Here is a 16,302-nt window from a genome sequence, read left to right on the forward strand (position 1 = left end):
CGGGGGCGGGAGGCCGGAGCGCCCTCCCCGGCGGGCCGGTCAGTCCGCCGGGGACAGCGCCCGCCGCCCGGCCCCGTGAGCCTCGTCCTCCGAGTGCCCGGCGGGGCGGACGGGCTCCGGCCCCAGGGACCCGTCGCCCGCCGGCTCGTCCGGACCACCGTCCGTACCGTCCACGTCATCCGGGCCGCCGCCCACGTCGTGCCGGCCGCCCCGCCCCGCCGGGTCCTCCGCGCCATCGGGGCCGGCCGCGGCATTCGCGCCGTCCGCGCCGTCCGGAGCGTCCGGGCCCTCCGAGCCGTCCGGGCCGCAGTCCTTCGAGGGCCCGTCCGCCGGGGACGCGTCCTTCCGAGCGTCGCCTTCCCGGGGGTCGTCCTCCCGGGATCCGTCCTCCCGGGGTCCGTCCCAGGGGTGGTCCTCCCGGGAGGCGTCCGCCGGGGCGGGAAGCGCGGCCGGCGGCTCGCCCGAGGCCTCCTTGAACGCCGCCCAGCGCGCCGCCCGGGCACCCGGTTCCTCCCAGCCGGCCGGCCGCCACTCGTACGTCACCGACCCCGCGTACGTCACCGACCCCAGGTCCCGTTCCGGGTCCGGTCCCCCGGTCCGGGCCGCGTCCACGTCCGGGCCCGCACCCGGGCTCATGTCCGTATCCACATCCACATCCACATCTACGGCCACCTGCACGTCCGGGCCCGTCCCCGGGTCCGGCACCACGTCCGCCTCCGGGACCGGTACCGCCTCGGCACCCGGCCGCCCGACGACAGCAGGAACCGCCGGGAGCGGCGAGGGCGGCGGGGCCGGCAGGGGCAGATCGGGGCGGGTACGGGTCCGGGCGCCCCGCCGCCGCCAGGCCCGTACCAGCAGCGCGCCCGGCACCCCGAGCACCGCCGTCCACACCAGGCCGGCCGCGCCCACGCGCCACCAGACGGGCCCGAACTCGGCGAGCCGGCCGGTGCCGAGCGGGCCGCCCGCCACGGCCGCCAGCACCGCGACGACGCACCCGCACAGTACGGCCGCCAGCCCGGCGACCAGCGCCGTCCCCCGGGCGGTCCACCCCGTGGCGGTACGGGCCGAGCGGCGGGCGACGGCCGCGCCCGCCGCCACCGGCACCACGGCCGCGGCCCAGTGCGGCCAGCTCCCCCGGCCCGGGTCCGGTACGGCGGCGAGCAGCGGCAGGACCGGCAGCGCGGGCGTCCCGGTGACCGCGAGCGGGGTCGCCAGGGCCCCGGTCCCGACCGCGAAACCGGGGCCGAGGCCGTACGCGGCCCCCCACACCGCCGCGTTCGGGAGCAGCGCCAGGAGCAGCAGCACCAGCGCGACCCGGCCCGACCACTCCCCCGCGAGCCCCAGGAAGGCGCCCCTGGCCGCGCCCGCGTGCGCCACCAGTGACACCGCCACCAGCAGCGCGCCGCCGGCCAGCAGGACCGCGAGCCCGGCCCCGGCCGCCCGTACGGCGACGGCGGTACGGGCGCGGACCCGCGCCGTACGCCACCGGGCCGGAACCCGGCGGCCGGCGAGGGCGGCCACGGCGTCGGCCGGGCGCCGGCCGTGTCCCGCCCACACCCCGGCGACCGACGCCAGCACCACGACCGGGGGAACATGGAGCACGGCGCTCAGCGGATCGGCGGCGAGCGGGCCGCCCGAGGCATAGGCCACCGCCGGCACCGCGACCACCAGATAGCCCACCCCGATCGTGGCCACCGCCCCCGGCCCGGAGGGCACCGGCCGACCGGCCGCGATCAGCCGTTCGGCGTCCACCGCGCCCCTGGCGGTCCGGTACACCAGCCAGAGCGGCAGCGTGGCGAGCAGCAGCGGGGCGACTCCGACCGGCGCCGGGCCGCCGGAGGCGGGCCGCACCAGCTCGACGCCGTGCGCGAGGAGCCAGAGCCCGGCGGTCACCTGAAGGGCGCCGTCCGGTCCGCTCTCCGGATACGGGGAGCTGATCCACAGCACGGTCACCAGCACGGCCAGCGAGCCGAGCCCGAGGCCGGCGGCGATCACCCCGCGCAGACAGGCGGTGACCAGGGCGGCGGCGCGGCCGGCCCGGGTGGCCGGGACCGGCGACGCCGTCAGGAGCGAGGCGGGTGACCGCTGTTCGGCGGTCTGCGTCTGCGTCACGCGGTCATGCTGCCAACGACACGCTCTGTATCCATGTAACAGGCGATCGACCGTTGTGTCGCTCAATATACGTTTATGTCATTTTTTCCAGAGAGCGGTGCGTTCCGGCGCGGTGCGCATGAGTGCGGTGACGCGGCGGGAGGCCGGTCATGACCCGGGCCACGACCCGCCCCCCGGCGGTCCTGCCGCCGCCCGAGGAACGGCGCGGGCTGCGTCGGGCACGTTCGCTGAGCGAGGGTCAGCTGGCCCGGGCGCTCGATGTCACCACCGCGACGATCCGCTCCTGGGAGGCCGGACGCACCGCCCCGCGCGGCCGAAAGCTGGAGGCCTACCTGGCGCTGCTCCAGCCCCCCGCGCCCGCCCCGGAACCGGGGCCAGGGCCGGGAGCGGTCGCCTCCGGCCCCCGCCCGGAGCCCGCCGGGGAGCCGGGCCGGGCGCCGGACGGGCCGGCCGGGGCAGCCACCCGCCCGCCCGGCCCGGCGGAGGAACCCACGACCGGCGGCACGTGGGCCCGGGTGCGGCGACACCTGAAGCCCGGCGGAAAGACCGGCGCGGGCACCGGCTCCGCACCGGCCCCGGCGACGCACCCGGCCCCCGCCCCGGCCCCGCCCCCTGAACCGGCATTGGCACCGGCACCGGGCACCGCCGGAGCGCCGGCCACCGGTCACGGCGAGGACCGGGACAAGCCCGAGGAGAAGACCGGCCAAGCGGTCGGGACCGCACCGAAGCCGGTCACATCCGCGCAGACCGGAAAGACCACGAAGAACGCGAACCTCGCGAAGACCACGAAGCCCGGGCCGGGCACGGCGGAGCGGGACCGGACCCGACCGGGCCCGAAGACCAGGACCGGGGCACAGGCCAAGGCCCGGGCGAAGACCAGGACCGGAGCGAAGGCCCCGGCGAAGACCGCGACAAAGGACAGGACCGGGACAGAGGCAGAGGGCCGGACCGGAACAGGTACGAAAACGAAGACCGGGACGGAGACCAGGATCGGGACCGGCACGGGGAGCGGGAGCGGGACTGGGATGGGGACAGGGACCGGGACCAGGACCGGGCGGGGGTCCAGGGCCGGCACCGGCGCCGATCCCGGAGCCGGGACCGGCGGGGCGCCCGCCGGCCGCACCACCCCGCCGGCGCCCCACTCCCGTTCTGCGACGGAGAAGGCCCCGCCCCCGGCCGGGAACGCGCGCCCGGCCGACGGCGGGGGTCCACACCCCGCCGTCGGCAAGGGATCGCACCCCGCCGGCGGCAAGGGCTCGCACCCGGCCGACGGCGACGGCTCGCGCCCCGCCCCGGGCAGGCCGGGTGGTCGGTGGGGGCAGGCGCCCCGGCTCTCCCCCGCCGAGGCGTTCGACTCCCTCTACGGCTTCGCCGCCCCCGGCCTGGCCCAGCAGGCATATCTGCTCACCGGGCGGCTGGCGCTGTCCAGCGAGTCGGTCGAGTACGCGTTCCACCGGGCCTGGGAGCAGTGGCCGAAGGTCGCCGTGGACCGGGACCCGGTCGGCTGGGTGCGGGCGGCCGTCCACGACCACGCGCTCTCCCCCTGGCACCGGCTGCGCCGGGCGCACCGGCACTGCGACCTGCCGGTCGAGGAGAAGGCCGCCGATGTGCTGCGGGCCGCGCTGCTGGAGCTGCCCCCGGCCCACCGCCGCGCCCTGCTCCTCTACGACGGGCTGCGGCTGCGGCTGCCGGACACGGCCGCCGAGACCGAGGCGAGCACCCCGGCCACCGGTCACCGGGTGCTGAACGCCCGGGCGGCCGTGGCCAAGCGGGTGCCCGAGCTGACCGACGCGGACCTGCTCTGCCACCGGCTTGAGATCCTGCTCACCTCCGGCCCCACCCTGTCGCTGGCCCCGCCGGCGGTGGTGCGGGGCGGCAGCGAACAGCGGGTGCGGCGCTGGACCAGGGCGGCCATCGGGCTGACCACGGTGATCGTGGGGGCGACCGCGCTCACCCTGGTCACCGCCCCCGACCACTACCGGCCGCCACTGGCCCCCGGCGAACCGGTGAGCGGGGCCCCGGTGCTGAGCGGCCCGCAGAAGCTGACCCCCCGGGACGAGGCGCTCCGGAAACGGCTGGCCGGGGAGCCGGCCGGTCCCTCCCGTCTGATCCCGGACACCCGCTGAGGCCGTCCGGGACCGGCTCCCCCGCGCACCCGCACGGAGACGGAGACACGGAGACACGGACGGGCCCGCCCCCGGGAGTTCCCGGGGGCGGGCCCGTCCGTCGTGCTCGGGTGATGCCAGGCGTGGCCCGGATCAGCCCTCGAGGATGGCGCGCGCGAGCTTGGCGGTCTCGGTCGGGGTCTTGCCGACCTTCACACCGGCGGCCTCCAGGGCCTCCTTCTTCGCCTGCGCGGTACCGGAGGAACCGGAGACGATGGCACCCGCGTGGCCCATCGTCTTGCCCTCGGGAGCGGTGAAGCCCGCGACGTAGCCGACGACCGGCTTGGTCACATTGGCCTTGATGAAGTCGGCCGCCCGCTCCTCCGCGTCGCCGCCGATCTCACCGATCATCACGATCAGCTCGGTCTCGGGGTCGGCCTCGAAGGCCGCCAGCGCGTCGATGTGGGTGGTGCCGATGACCGGGTCGCCACCGATGCCGACGGCGGACGAGAAGCCGATGTCGCGGAGCTCGTACATCATCTGGTAGGTCAGCGTGCCGGACTTCGACACCAGACCGATACGGCCCGGCTTGGTGATGTCGCCCGGGATGATGCCGGCGTTGGACTGGCCGGGGGTGATCAGGCCGGGGCAGTTCGGGCCGATGATCCGGGTCTTGTTGCCCTTGGCCTTGGCGTACGCCCAGAAGGCGGCGGAGTCGTGGACCGCGATGCCCTCGGTGATGACGACGGCCAGCGGGATCTCGGCGTCGATGGCCTCGACCACGGCGGCCTTGGCGAAGGCCGGCGGCACGAAGAGCACGGAGACGTCCGCGCCGGTCTTCTCCATCGCCTCGGCGACCGAGCCGAAGACGGGCACCGAGGTGCCGTCGAAGTCGACGCTGGTGCCGGCCTTGCGCGGGTTGACACCACCGACGATGTTGGTGCCGTCACCCAGCATGAGCTTGGTGTGCTTCATGCCCGTGGCACCGGTCATGCCCTGGACGATGACCTTGCTTTCCTTGGTCAGGAAGATAGCCATGTGTTTCTGACCTCGTCCCTTACTTCGCAGCCGCGAGCTCGGCGGCCTTGTCGGCCGCGCCGTCCATGGTGTCCACGCGCTGCACCAGCGGGTGGTTGGCGTCCGACAGGATCTTGCGACCCAGCTCCGCGTTGTTGCCGTCGAGGCGCACGACCAGCGGCTTGTTGACGTCCTCACCCTTGGACTTGAGCAGCTCCAGGGCCTGGACGATGCCGTTGGCGACCTCGTCACAGGCGGTGATGCCACCGAAGACGTTGACGAAGACGGACTTGACGTCCGGGTCCCCGAGGATGATCTCCAGGCCGTTCGCCATGACCTCGGCGGAGGCGCCGCCGCCGATGTCCAGGAAGTTGGCCGGCTTCACGCCGCCGTGGGCCTCACCGGCGTACGCGACGACGTCCAGGGTCGACATGACCAGGCCGGCGCCGTTGCCGATGATGCCGACCTCGCCGTCGAGCTTGACGTAGTTGAGGTTCTTGGCCTTGGCGGCGGCCTCCAGCGGGTTGGCCGCGGCCTTGTCCTCCAGGGCCTCGTGCTCCGGCTGGCGGAAGTCGGCGTTGGCGTCCAGGGACACCTTGCCGTCCAGGGCGATGACCCGGCCGTCGGCGACCTTGGCCAGCGGGTTGACCTCGACCAGGAGGGCGTCCTCCTTGACGAAGGTCTCCCAGAGGGTGACCAGGATGTCCGCGACCTGGTCCGCGACCTCGGCCGGGAACTTGGCGGCGGCGACGATCTCGGCCGCCTTCTCCTCGGTGACACCCTCGTGGGCGTCGACCGGGACCTTGGCCAGGGCCTCGGGCTTGGTAGCCGCGACCTCCTCGATGTCCATGCCGCCCTCGACGGAGGCCATGGCCAGGAAGGTGCGGTTGGTGCGGTCGAGGAGGTACGAGACGTAGTACTCCTCGGCGATCTCCGGCGCGGTCTCGGCCAGCATCACCTTGTGGACCGTGTGGCCCTTGATGTCCATGCCGAGGATCTGACCGGCCTTCTCGACCGCGTCGTCCGGGGAGGAGGCGAGCTTGACACCGCCGGCCTTGCCCCGGCCGCCCACCTTGACCTGGGCCTTGACGACCGACCGGCCGCCGAGACGCTCGGTCACCTCGCGCGCCGCCTCAGGCGTGTCGATGACTTCACCGGCCAGCACCGGTACACCGTGCTTGGCGAAGAGGTCCCTCGCCTGGTACTCGAACAGGTCCACGCGCGTCCGTCCCTTTTCTGAAGATCGCGGTTCGTTGTCTGCGTGGGCGTGCCGCGAAGGGCAACGTGACTGCGCTGTCACAGGGGAGGCGTACACGGTGTCCGTGGACGCGGCATGTCCGTCTCGCAGGTTATCGCCGTGACCCCGGGCTCCCTAAATCGCAGCTCACACCCGCGCGGTGATAACTGTCACAGCCATCGACGCCCGCCGGGCCCGGCCCCCGGCGCCCGGCGGGCGCCGCCACCGCCGTCCCACCGGCCCCACCGCCCGGCCCGCCGCCCGTCACCGCAGGGCGGCCGGGGTCGACGCGGGGCGGCGGGGTCGGTCGGCGCGGCACGGCCGGGCCGGTCAGCGCGGGGCGGCGGGGTCGGGTATCGGCAGCGGCCGCTTCTCGATCGCCGCCGCCATCACCTCGGGGAAGAGGTCGGGGGTGCAGGCGAAGGCGGGTGCCCCGAGCGCGGCCAGCGCCGCCGCGTGCTCCCGGTCGTAGGCGGGCGCGCCCTCGTCGGAGAGGGCGAGCAGCGCGACGAACTGCACGCCCGACGCCTTCATCGCCGCCACCCGCTTCAGCATCTCGTCGCGGATGCCGCCCTCGTAGAGATCGCTGATCAGGACGACGACGGTGTCGGCGGGCCGGGTGATCTGCGACTGGCAGTAGGCGAGCGCGCGGTTGATGTCGGTGCCGCCGCCGAGCTGGGTGCCGAAGAGGACGTCGACCGGGTCGTCCAGCTGGTCGGTGAGATCGACCACGGCGGTGTCGAAGACCACCAGACGGGTGGCGATGGACCGCATGGAGGCCAGCACCGCGCCGAAGACCGAGGCGTAGACGACCGAGGCGGCCATCGAACCGGACTGGTCGATGCAGAGCACCACGTCCTTCTTCACCGCCTGCGCGGCGCGCCCGTAGCCGATGAGCCGCTCGGGGACGACGGTGCGGTGCTCGGGGAGGTAGTTCTTGAGGTTGGCCCGGATGGTGCGGTCCCAGTCGATGTCCCGGTGCCGGGGCCGGGCCACCCGGGCGCTGCGGTCGAGCGCCCCGGTGAGGGTGGCCCGGGTTCGAGTGGCGAGCCGCTGCTCCAGGTCGTCCACCACCGTGCGGACGACGGCCCGGGCGGTCTCCTTGGTGGTCTCCGGCATGGCCTTGTTGAGCGAGAGCAGGGTGCCGACGAGATGCACGTCGGCCTCCACCGCCTCCAGCATCTCGGGCTCCAGGAGCAGCGCCGAGAGACCCAGCCGGTCGATGGCGTCCCGCTGCATGACCTGGACGACGGAGGTCGGGAAGTACGTACGGATGTCGCCCAGCCAGCGGGCGACGGACGGCGCCGAGCCGCCGAGCCCGGCCGACCGCCGGCCACCGGAGCCGCCCCGGCCCGCCGCGCCGCCCTCGTCCCCGGAGCCGGATCCGGAGCCGTAGAGCGCGGCCAGGGTGGCGTCCATCGCCGCGTCCCGGCCACCGAGCACCCGACCGGTGCCGTCGGCGGGCCCACCGCCCAGCACCATCCGCCAGCGGCGCAGCCGCTCGTCCCCGGCCCCGGCCCCGGTCCCGCCGGCCCCCTCGGGCCCCGTCATCGTCCCGCCCCCACTCGTCCCTCGTCCGCCGGCCGTCCCCCGGCCTCCGCTCGCCCTTCTTGCCCCACGCGCTCTTCCTCCCCCATCCGCCCGTCGTCCCCCATCCGCCCGTCGTCCGCCGCTCGTCCGTCGTCCGCCGCTCGTCCGTCGTCCTCGTCCTCGTCCTCCGGGGTGCTCCGCGCCCCGCCGTCCCGCTCCCCGGCGGCCGGGAGGCCCAGCAGCCGGCGGACCAGCGGCTCCACGGCCGCCGCCCGGGCCGGGTCCAGACCGGGCCCGAAGCCGGGCGCGCCGGGCTCGGCGCCGCCGGACGGGGCCCGGGCGGCCGGGCCGCGCCGCACCCGCTCGCCCAGGGTGCGGCGAACGCCGGGCTCGTACGCCGCGAAGGTGCGCCGCAGCAGCGGCAGCACATCGGTGAACGCCTCCGCCGGCACCCCGGTCAGCCAGGTGTCGATCAGCCCGAGCAGCCGCTCGTCGTGGACCAGCAGCATCCCGCCGCCGGAGCCGCCCGGGCCCTCGCCCGCGAACCCCTCGATCCAGGCGGCGGCCTCGGCGGGCGGGGTGCCCGGGGAGAGGGCGAGCCCCATCAGCCGGGCGGCCTCCTCCCCGCCGAGGTGCTCGTCGTCCAGCAGCAGCCGGGCGGCCCGGCCCCGCAGCAGCCCGGGCACGCTCTCCCGGCCGGCGAGCGTCCGCAGCACGGCCGTCCATCGCCCGGCCACCCCGGCACCGGCCTCCGGACCGGCACCGGCCGCCGCTCGGGGCTCGCCGTCCACTCCGGCACCGGCATCAGTGCCGACGGCGGCGTCACCGGCGGGGAGCAGCCGGATCGCCTCGTGGACGGCGTCCACCTGGCGGCGCATCGCGGCGGCGCCGTCCGCGTCCAGCCCGGCGCAGGCGGGCGGCAGGCCGACGCAGATCCGCAGGGCCAGCCCGGTGGCGACCTCCGCCAGCGCCGAGGTGTCGGTGGACCGTACGTCCCCGTAGCGCAGCGAGCGGGCCAGGGCCGGGAGCGCCCCGGCGAGGTGGCCCACGTCCGCGTCGAGCGCCGCCCGGTCCGCCAGCGCCCGGAGCACCGCGGGCAGCGCCTCCGGCAGGGCGGCGAGCAGGCACTGTTCCGCGAGGGCGGTGATCTCCGCCAGCGCGGTCGCCCCGGCGGCGGCCGACTCGGCCCGGGCGGTGGCGGCGGAGAGCACGGTGGTGCCCCACATCCCGGCCTCCGCGACCCGCACGGACAGCTCCGGCTCCCAGCGCAGCCGCCAGCTCTCCCGGAAGGTGCCCGTACCGGACCGCCCGGCCACCGGCTCGCCCCAGCCGACGCCGAGCAGCCGGAGCCGGTGCAGCAGCCGGCTGCGCCCGGCGTCGGTCTCCTTCCGCAGGTCCAGGTCGAGTTCGCGCTCCAGTGCCTCGGGCTTGAGGCGCAGGGAGCGCTGGAGCCGGGTGAGATCGCGCTGGAGCGGCACCGCCGGGGCGTCGTCCGGGACCTCGCCGAGCACATCCCCGACGATCAGCCGGTCGCGGATCAGCTCCAGCGGCACGTCGGAGCCGTCGCACATGACCGCCCGGACGGCGTCGAGGGTCTCGGTCAGCCCGGCGAGCGGGCGCCCGCGCATGGCCGCCAGGGCGGTGGCGAGCCGTACGGCCTCGATGACATGGGCCGAGGAGACCATCCGGTCCTCGTCCCGGAGCAGCCCGGCGATCCTGGTGAGCCAGCGCTCGACGGGCCGGTCGGGGGCGGCGAACAGGTGGCCGTACCAGCCCGGCGAGTCGATGCCGGCGCCGTAGCCGCTGTGCCGGGAGAGCCTGCGGTGGGTCCAGGGCACCCAGGTCAGCTCCGCCCTGACCTTGGGCAGCCCCTTGAGCAGGGCCCGGTCGGCGGTGACGGTGGTCTTCGCGGTGAGCGCCGGGAGGTGCCAGGCGCCGCAGACCACGGCCACCGCGTCCCCGTGCTCCTTGCGGGCGGCCCGCAACTGGAGCCGCATGTACGCCTCGCGGACGAGATCGCGCCGGTGGCCGCCGTCCCCGTGGGTCTCGCGCAGCACCGCCATCGCCTCGGCGAGCGCGGCGAACGGCGCGAAGGGGTCGGCGGGGCTGGAGGAGCCGGAAGGGGCGGAGGGGCCGGAGGAATCGCCGGCGGCCGGGCCCGGCCTGGGCGCGGCCGCGTCCGGTCCCGGGCCGCCGCCCGGGACCGGCGGGGCCCGGTGCGCTCGGTGTGCTCGGTGTTCGACGACGTCCTCCCACCAGCGCTCCGGGTCGTCGTAGCCGGCCGTCTCCGCGAGCACGGCCAGCGGGTCGATCCGGACCGCACGGGGGTCGGCGCCCGGTCCGCCGGGCCCGTCCGGCACTGCCTCGTCCTCCTCGTCGCCCCAGGTCGGGTCGGCGGCGAGGGCGAGCGAGTGGGCGGCCGGCAGATCGATGAAGCGGACGGCGGCGCCCCGCTCCAGCGCCCAGCGCAGGGCGACCCACTCGGGCGAGAAGGCGGCCAGCGGCCAGAAGGCGGCGCGGCCCGGATCGTCCACCGCGTGCGCCAGCAGCGCGACCGGCGGGCGCATGCCCTCGTCGGCGGCGAGCGGCAGCAGGGCGTCCGCCTCGGGCGGCCCCTCGATCAGCACGGCGGCCGGGGCGGCGGCGTCCAGCGCGGCCCGCACCGCCCGGGCCGAGCCGGGGCCGTGGTGCCGGACACCGAGGAGCAGCGGGCCGGCGGGCCGGGTGGCGGTCGGGGCCGCGGTGGTCATGCGCTCACCTCGCGGCAGGCGCGGTAGAAGTCCTTCCAGCCGTCCCGCTCCCGGACCACGGTCTCCAGATACTCCTGCCAGACCACTCGGTCGGCGGCCGGGTCGCGGACCACCGCGCCGAGGATGCCGGCCGCCACGTCACCGGGGCGGAGCACCCCGTCACCGAAGTGGGCGGCGAGGGCCAGGCCGTTGGTGACGACCGAGATGGCCTCGGCCGTGGAGAGGGTGCCCGACGGGGACTTGACCTTGGTGCGGCCGTCGCTGGTGACACCGTCCCGCAGCTCCCGGAAGACGGTGACGACCCGCCGGATCTCGTCCAGCCCCTCCGGCGCCGCCGGCAGGTCCAGCGACCGGCCCAGCTGGTCGACCCGCCGGGAGACGATGTCCACCTCGGCCTCGGCGGTGGCGGGCAGCGGCAGCACCACCGTGTTGAACCGGCGGCGCAGCGCGCTGGAGAGCTCGTTGACACCCCGGTCGCGGTCATTGGCGGTGGCGATCAGGTTGAACCCCCGCACCGCCTGGACCTCCTCGCCCAACTCGGGGACGGGCAGGGTCTTCTCGGACAGCACGGTGATGAGGGTGTCCTGCACATCGGCCGGGATCCGGGTCAGCTCCTCGACCCGGGCGGTCATCCCCTCGGCCATGGCGCGCATCACCGGACTGGGCACCAGCGCGTCCCGGCTCGGGCCGTGGGCGAGCAGCTGAGCGTAGTTCCACCCGTACCGGATCGCCTCCTCGGGCGTGCCCGCGGTGCCCTGCACCAGCAGGGTGGAGTCCCCGCTGACGGCGGCGGCCAGATGCTCGGAGACCCAGGTCTTGGCGGTGCCGGGGACACCGAGCAGGAGCAGCGCCCGATCGGTGGCGAGCGTGGTGACGGCGACTTCCACGATCCGGCGCGGCCCGACGTACTTCGGTGTGATCACCGTACCGTCGGGCAGGGTGCCGCCCAGCAGATAGGTGGCGACGGCCCACGGCGACAGCCGCCAACGGGCCGGGCGCGGCCGGTCGTCGGCCGCCGCGAGCGCCGCCAGCTCATCGGCGAACGCCTCCTCCGCGTGCGGCCGGAGCGCCTCGGCTCGGGTGGTCTCGGTGGTTTCGGGCACGGTCGTGTCCCCCTCCAGATCGTGTGCGACCGGGTGTGGGAATCACCGTGCACCACACCACTGACAATCCGTCGTCTCCGCAGATGGGAAGCACATTTGGCACGAACGGACGCGACCGGAACCGCGCCGGAGCGACGACCGCCGCGACCGGCCCCGTCGAGGTGACGCCCACACCGACCGGGCCCCGCCGGGGTGATACCCACACCGACCGGGCCCGCGTCGAAGCGATGGTCCCGACGCCGGGTCCGCGGCGAAGTGCGTGCCACGAGGGCCGGGCCCGCCGGAGCCACGACGGTGACGACCGGCGCCGTCACCGGTGTGACCGCCGCCGTGTCGTCCGTCTCCAGTGCACCGTCCCCGGCGCCGGTCACCGGCCGTGCCCGCGAGCGGGAATGCCGTCGGCCCGGACGGTGCGCGGGGCGCTGTCCGCTCGGCTCTCTGGGCGGGCGGCCCTCACGCGCCCCGGAGCTCCCGGTCAGCCGACGGCCGGGGAGACGGCGACACAGCCGCCGGCCGAGAGGACGCCCTCGCCGGACTTCTCGACCAGCGCCTTGCCCTGGTGGACGATCTTGCAGGTGACCTTTCCGGAGCCGGTGGCGTCCAGGGCCACCGGGAGGACGAGCGGGGCCTCGATGCCGCGCAGCTTCACCGTCTTCTTCCACGGCAGCGCGGGGTTCTCCACCGTCTCCATCTCGGGGTCGGCCGCGGTGCCGCCGCCCGCGTTGTACTGGATCGAGTCGACCTTGGTGCCGCCCACCTCGTAGGTGACCTCGTACTCCGTGTCGACCGCCTCGTCGACGGCCTTGTCCACCTGCTTGGTCGCCTCGTCGGCCACCTGCGAGCAGGCGCCGAGGCCGAGCGCCAGTCCCCCGGCGGCGCAGATCGAGACCATGGCGCGGCTGATGCGGTTCATCGGATACCCCCTGATGAGTCGGCGCGAGCCGGCGCGGGCCGGCCTGAGCCTGTACGAGTCGGTCCCGGCCGGGATCGGCCGGACGACAGTGACGAACAGTAAAGCGCATGCAAAGTCCGGCGGTGCGACCAAGGGGGCTGGAGGGTGAAACCCGCAGGCCGGGGCCGTTGTCAGTGGCTGGTCGTACGGTCGTTCCCATGAATCAGCAGCAGGGGGCGCGCTGGACGGCGGAACAGGTGCTGGCTCTGGCTCCTGACGACGCCTCACGCAGAGCGGGCGGCAGGCTCGGCACGGCCGGGCCGTGGTCGGAGACGGGCAGCGGCGGGGAGGGCGCCGTGTGGGGGCTGTGCAAGGGCAGTGGCAGCCGGCCCTATCAGACGGTGATAGACACCACCGGCCCGGCGTACAGGTGCAGTTGCCCGAGCCGGAAGTTCCCGTGCAAGCACGCGCTCGGGCTGCTGCTGTTGTGGGCGGCCGACGGGGCGGCGGTGCCCGAGGGGGAGGTGCCGGAGTGGGCCGGGCAGTGGCTCGCCGGCCGCCACGAGCGGTCCGAGCGGCCCCGGGAGGCCGGCGGGCGGACGGTGAAGACGGTGGATTCTGCGGCGGCCAGGCGCCGGGCCGAGCAGCGGGCGGCGCGGATCACCGCCGGGGCGGAGGAGCTGGAGCAGCGGCTCGCGGATCTGCTGCGGGGCGGGCTGGCCTCGGCCGACCGGGGCGGTTACGGACCCTGGGAGGAGACGGCGGCCCGGATGGTCGACGCGCAGGCGCCCGGGCTGGCCGGCCGGGTCCGGGAGCTGGGGGCGATACCGGGCTCGGGCCCCGGCTGGCCGGGTCGGCTCCTGGAGGAGTGCGCGCTCACCCATCTGCTCGACCGGGCCTGGCTGGAGGTCGAACGGCTGCCGGAGCCGCTGGCCGCCACGGTACGCACCCGGGTCGGCCTCACCGCGACGGTGGACGCCCCACCGGTGCGGGACCGCTGGTCGGTGCTGGCGCGGTACGACTCCTGGGACGGCCGGCTCACCACCCGGCGCACCTGGCTGCACGGCGCGGCGAGCGGGCGTACGGCGCTGCTGCTCTCCTTCGGGGCGGCGGGCCGGGCCCCGCAGCCGGGGCCGCCGGCCGGGACGGTGATCGACGCCGAGCTGACCCCGCACCCGGGCGCCGGACAGCTCCGGGCCGATCTGGGCGAGCAGTTCGGCCCGCCCGTCCCCGGTGCCGTCCCGCCTCCGGGCGGCCCGGTCGCGGACGCGCTCGCCGCCTATGGGCGGGCGCTGACCGACGACCCCTGGCTGGACGCCTGGCCGGTGACGCTGACCGGGGTCATACCCGGGCCTGTCCCGGACGGCGGCTGGCAACTGGCCGACGCGGACGGCGGGTCGGCGCTCCCGGTGGCGCCGGCCGCGCTCGCCCGGCCCGCGCTCTGGCGGCTGGCCGCGCTCTCCGGCGGGGCGCCGGTCACCGTCTTCGGACTCTGCGGCCACCGGGGCCTCACCCCGCTCGCCGCCTGGTCACCGGAGGCCACCGGGGCGGTTCCGCTCACCTGAGCCGTCCCGAGTCCGCCCGTAACCCCTTCGGAACGCGTCCGAGCGTGCTCCCGCGCACCCCTGGACACACCCCCCGGGACGCCCACCGGGGACCACACCCGGCGGCCCGGGACACCGCGGCCCGGCGGCCCGGCAGAGGGGCCGCACAGCCGGCCCGGCGGCTGGGCGGCGGGGCCGGACCCCGGCCGGAGAATCCGCCGACGGAGCGACCATGGAGGCCCGATGACCATCCCGGACACCACCACGACCACCACCCCGGACACGACCGTCCCGGAAACCGCCACGGCCACCACCACGACCTGGGAAGACCTCGTCACCATGGCCCTGCTCGGCACCGATCGCCGCGCCCCGGCCCCGGATCTGCTGGGCCCGAACGGCCCGGCGGCAGGGCGGGACGCGCCGGTGGTGCTGCTGGACGCGGCGGCCCTGCACACCGTGCGGCGCCGGGCCGGGCTGCTGCCCGCGCCCGCCGCACCCGTGCCCGAGCCGGCCCCGCGCGACGACCGCCCGGCGCTGCCCGGGGCGGCCGCGCGGCGGCTCACCCTGCTGCTGGCCGACCGGGCCGGCGCGGGCCAGGGGAGCGGCGGGCGGCGCGGGACCGCACCCGACCTCACCGAGCTGCTGCCGCAGTGGCTGGCCGCCGCCAACGAGTACGGCTACCGCGCCCCGGCGACCGCGCTGCCCGCCCTGCTGGACGCCGCCCGGGCGCGTACCGATCTGCGGCCGGGGGCGCTGGCGCTGGCCGGGCCCCGGGCGCTCTGGCTCGCCCGGCTCAACCCGGAGTGGCGGTTCGCCCTGCGGGGCGCCTCCGGGGCGGGCGCCCTGCCCTCCCCGGCCGACACCGGCGCGGTGCGGCGGCTCTGGGACGAGGGCCTGTTCGCCGAACGGGTCGCCCTGCTCGGCGCCGTACGCGCCGACGACCCGGCCGCCGCCCGGGAGTTGCTCGCCGCCACCTGGTCGGCCGAACGGGCCGAGGACCGGCTGATGTTCCTGGACTCGCTGCGCAACGGGCTCGCCGACCCGGACGAACCCTTCCTGGAGCAGACGCTGGCCGACCGCAGCCGCAATGTCCGGGCCACCGCCGCCGAGCTGCTGTCGGCACTGCCGCACTCGGCGCTCGCGGCCCGGATGGCCGACCGGGCGGCCGGCTGTGTGGCCCTGGACCGTACGAGCGGCCCGGCGACCGTCATGGTGGAGGCACCGCACGAGTGCGACGCCGCCATGCAGCGGGACGGGGTGGTGGCCGCCGCACCGGCCGGGCGAGGTGAACGCTCCTGGTGGCTCGCCCAGTTGGTGGAGGCGACCCCGCTCGCCGTCTGGTCCGGCCGGCTCGGTGACCGGGAGCCGGCGGAGCTCGTGGCGCTTCCGGTCGCGGACGGCTGGCAGGAGGAGCTGCACGGGGCCTGGTGCCGGGCGGCCGTCCGGCAGCGGGACCCCGCCTGGGCCCGGGCCCTGCTCGGTCCGCCGGCCACTCCGCCCGCCTCGCTGGCCGAGCGGTCGAAACTGCTGGCCGTGCTGCCGGCCGGCGAACGGGCCCGCTGGGTAGCGGACTTCATCGCCGCGCACGGCCTGTCGGACGCCTTTCAGCTGCTCGGCGTCTGCGCGGTGCCCTGGTCACCGCCGCTGGGCCGGGCCGTGGTGGACGCCCTGGACGCGGCCCGGGAGGCGGGCAGCTATCCCTGGAGCTTCAGCGGGGTGATGGGCCTGGCCGAGCGGTGCCTGGACCCGGGCGAGGCGGAGCGGCTGGAGCTGCCGGCCGGCGCCCCGGGGGAGCGGGAGGGCGCCTCGCCGGGGTCCGGCGACTACTGGGCGGAGGCGTTCCAGCGCCTGGTCGCCACCCTGCGCCTCCGCGCCGCCATGCTCGCCGAGCTCATCCCGTCCCCCGCCGCGCCCTGAGCCGGGGGACGGGGAGGAAGCGAAAGGAGGCGACGACGGCCCAGGCCGGGGTGACGAGGCGTCGGGGCGACCCGGCCGGGAGCCGGGCGGGGGCG

At 76.4% G+C, this 16,302-nt stretch carries 10 protein-coding genes and 1 pseudogene; 4 read left to right on the forward strand and 7 right to left on the reverse strand.

Annotation, left to right across the window (positions count from 1 at the left end):
• Positions 1–39 precede the first annotated feature (39 nt).
• A complete protein-coding gene (locus NX801_RS15745; RefSeq protein WP_258788348.1) occupies positions 40–2,112 on the reverse strand; it encodes a cell division protein PerM in 2,073 nt (690 codons plus the stop codon).
• A 149-nt stretch (positions 2,113–2,261) separates the two neighbouring features.
• Between NX801_RS15745 and NX801_RS15750 the strand changes: the two are divergent.
• Positions 2,262–2,444 (forward strand): annotated as a pseudogene (locus tag NX801_RS15750) (helix-turn-helix domain-containing protein); the annotation flags it as partial.
• Between the two features lie 693 nt (positions 2,445–3,137).
• Positions 3,138–4,238: a sigma-70 family RNA polymerase sigma factor gene (locus tag NX801_RS15755; RefSeq protein WP_258788468.1), complete on the forward strand. Its 1,101-nt coding sequence runs from the start codon at positions 3,138–3,140 to the stop codon at positions 4,236–4,238.
• A 132-nt stretch (positions 4,239–4,370) separates the two neighbouring features.
• On the opposite strand, the gene sucD is transcribed toward NX801_RS15755, so the two are convergent.
• From sucD to NX801_RS15785, 6 genes are all read right to left on the reverse strand, one after another.
• Positions 4,371–5,255, reverse strand: coding sequence for a succinate--CoA ligase subunit alpha (gene sucD, locus NX801_RS15760; protein WP_258788349.1), 885 nt, complete (start codon positions 5,253–5,255; stop codon positions 4,371–4,373).
• A 19-nt stretch (positions 5,256–5,274) separates the two neighbouring features.
• Positions 5,275–6,453 (reverse strand): ADP-forming succinate--CoA ligase subunit beta, encoded by a 1,179-nt coding sequence (sucC, locus tag NX801_RS15765; protein ID WP_258788350.1) that lies wholly within the window; start codon positions 6,451–6,453, stop codon positions 5,275–5,277.
• A 348-nt stretch (positions 6,454–6,801) separates the two neighbouring features.
• The gene (locus NX801_RS15770) at positions 6,802–8,022 is read right to left on the reverse strand and encodes a VWA domain-containing protein (RefSeq protein ID WP_258788351.1); all 1,221 of its coding nucleotides are present in this window, start codon (positions 8,020–8,022) and stop codon (positions 6,802–6,804) included.
• The gene (locus NX801_RS15775; RefSeq protein WP_258788352.1) at positions 8,019–10,751 is read right to left on the reverse strand and encodes a DUF5682 family protein; all 2,733 of its coding nucleotides are present in this window, start codon (positions 10,749–10,751) and stop codon (positions 8,019–8,021) included. The genes NX801_RS15770 and NX801_RS15775 overlap by 4 nt, the downstream gene beginning before the upstream one ends.
• Positions 10,748–11,854 carry an ATP-binding protein gene (locus tag NX801_RS15780; protein ID WP_258788353.1) on the reverse strand — a complete coding sequence of 369 codons (1,107 nt, stop codon included), beginning with the start codon at positions 11,852–11,854 and terminating at the stop codon, positions 10,748–10,750. Before NX801_RS15780 ends, NX801_RS15775 begins: the two co-directional genes overlap by 4 nt.
• A 475-nt stretch (positions 11,855–12,329) precedes the next feature.
• A complete protein-coding gene (locus NX801_RS15785; protein WP_258788354.1) occupies positions 12,330–12,767 on the reverse strand; it encodes a hypothetical protein in 438 nt (145 codons plus the stop codon).
• Positions 12,768–12,964: 197 nt separating this feature from the next.
• Here NX801_RS15785 and NX801_RS15790 point away from each other — a divergent pair, with 197 nt between their 5' ends.
• Together NX801_RS15790 and NX801_RS15795 are read left to right on the forward strand one after the other, a co-directional pair.
• Positions 12,965–14,311 carry an SWIM zinc finger family protein gene (locus NX801_RS15790; RefSeq protein ID WP_258788355.1) on the forward strand — a complete coding sequence of 449 codons (1,347 nt, stop codon included), beginning with the start codon at positions 12,965–12,967 and terminating at the stop codon, positions 14,309–14,311.
• A 222-nt stretch (positions 14,312–14,533) separates the two neighbouring features.
• Positions 14,534–16,207 carry a DUF5691 domain-containing protein gene (locus NX801_RS15795; RefSeq protein ID WP_428986154.1) on the forward strand — a complete coding sequence of 558 codons (1,674 nt, stop codon included), beginning with the start codon at positions 14,534–14,536 and terminating at the stop codon, positions 16,205–16,207.
• Positions 16,208–16,302 lie beyond the last annotated feature (95 nt).

Source organism: Streptomyces pyxinae (genome assembly GCF_024756275.1).
In the GTDB taxonomy this organism is placed as follows: domain Bacteria; phylum Actinomycetota; class Actinomycetes; order Streptomycetales; family Streptomycetaceae; genus Streptomyces; species Streptomyces pyxinae.

Excerpts from the sequence above, each read along its gene's own strand:
- sucD (WP_258788349.1), bottom strand. The coding sequence starts at position 5,255 with ATGGCTATCTTCCTGACCAAGGAAAGCAAGGTCATCGTCCAGGGCATG.
- NX801_RS15790 (WP_258788355.1), top strand. The coding sequence starts at position 12,965 with ATGAATCAGCAGCAGGGGGCGCGCTGGACGGCGGAACAGGTGCTGGCT.
- NX801_RS15775 (WP_258788352.1), bottom strand. The coding sequence starts at position 10,751 with ATGACCACCGCGGCCCCGACCGCCACCCGGCCCGCCGGCCCGCTGCTC.
- NX801_RS15795 (WP_428986154.1), top strand. The coding sequence starts at position 14,534 with ATGACCATCCCGGACACCACCACGACCACCACCCCGGACACGACCGTC.
- NX801_RS15770 (WP_258788351.1), bottom strand. The coding sequence starts at position 8,022 with ATGACGGGGCCCGAGGGGGCCGGCGGGACCGGGGCCGGGGCCGGGGAC.
- NX801_RS15755 (WP_258788468.1), top strand. The coding sequence starts at position 3,138 with ATGGGGACAGGGACCGGGACCAGGACCGGGCGGGGGTCCAGGGCCGGC.
- NX801_RS15785 (WP_258788354.1), bottom strand. The coding sequence starts at position 12,767 with ATGAACCGCATCAGCCGCGCCATGGTCTCGATCTGCGCCGCCGGGGGA.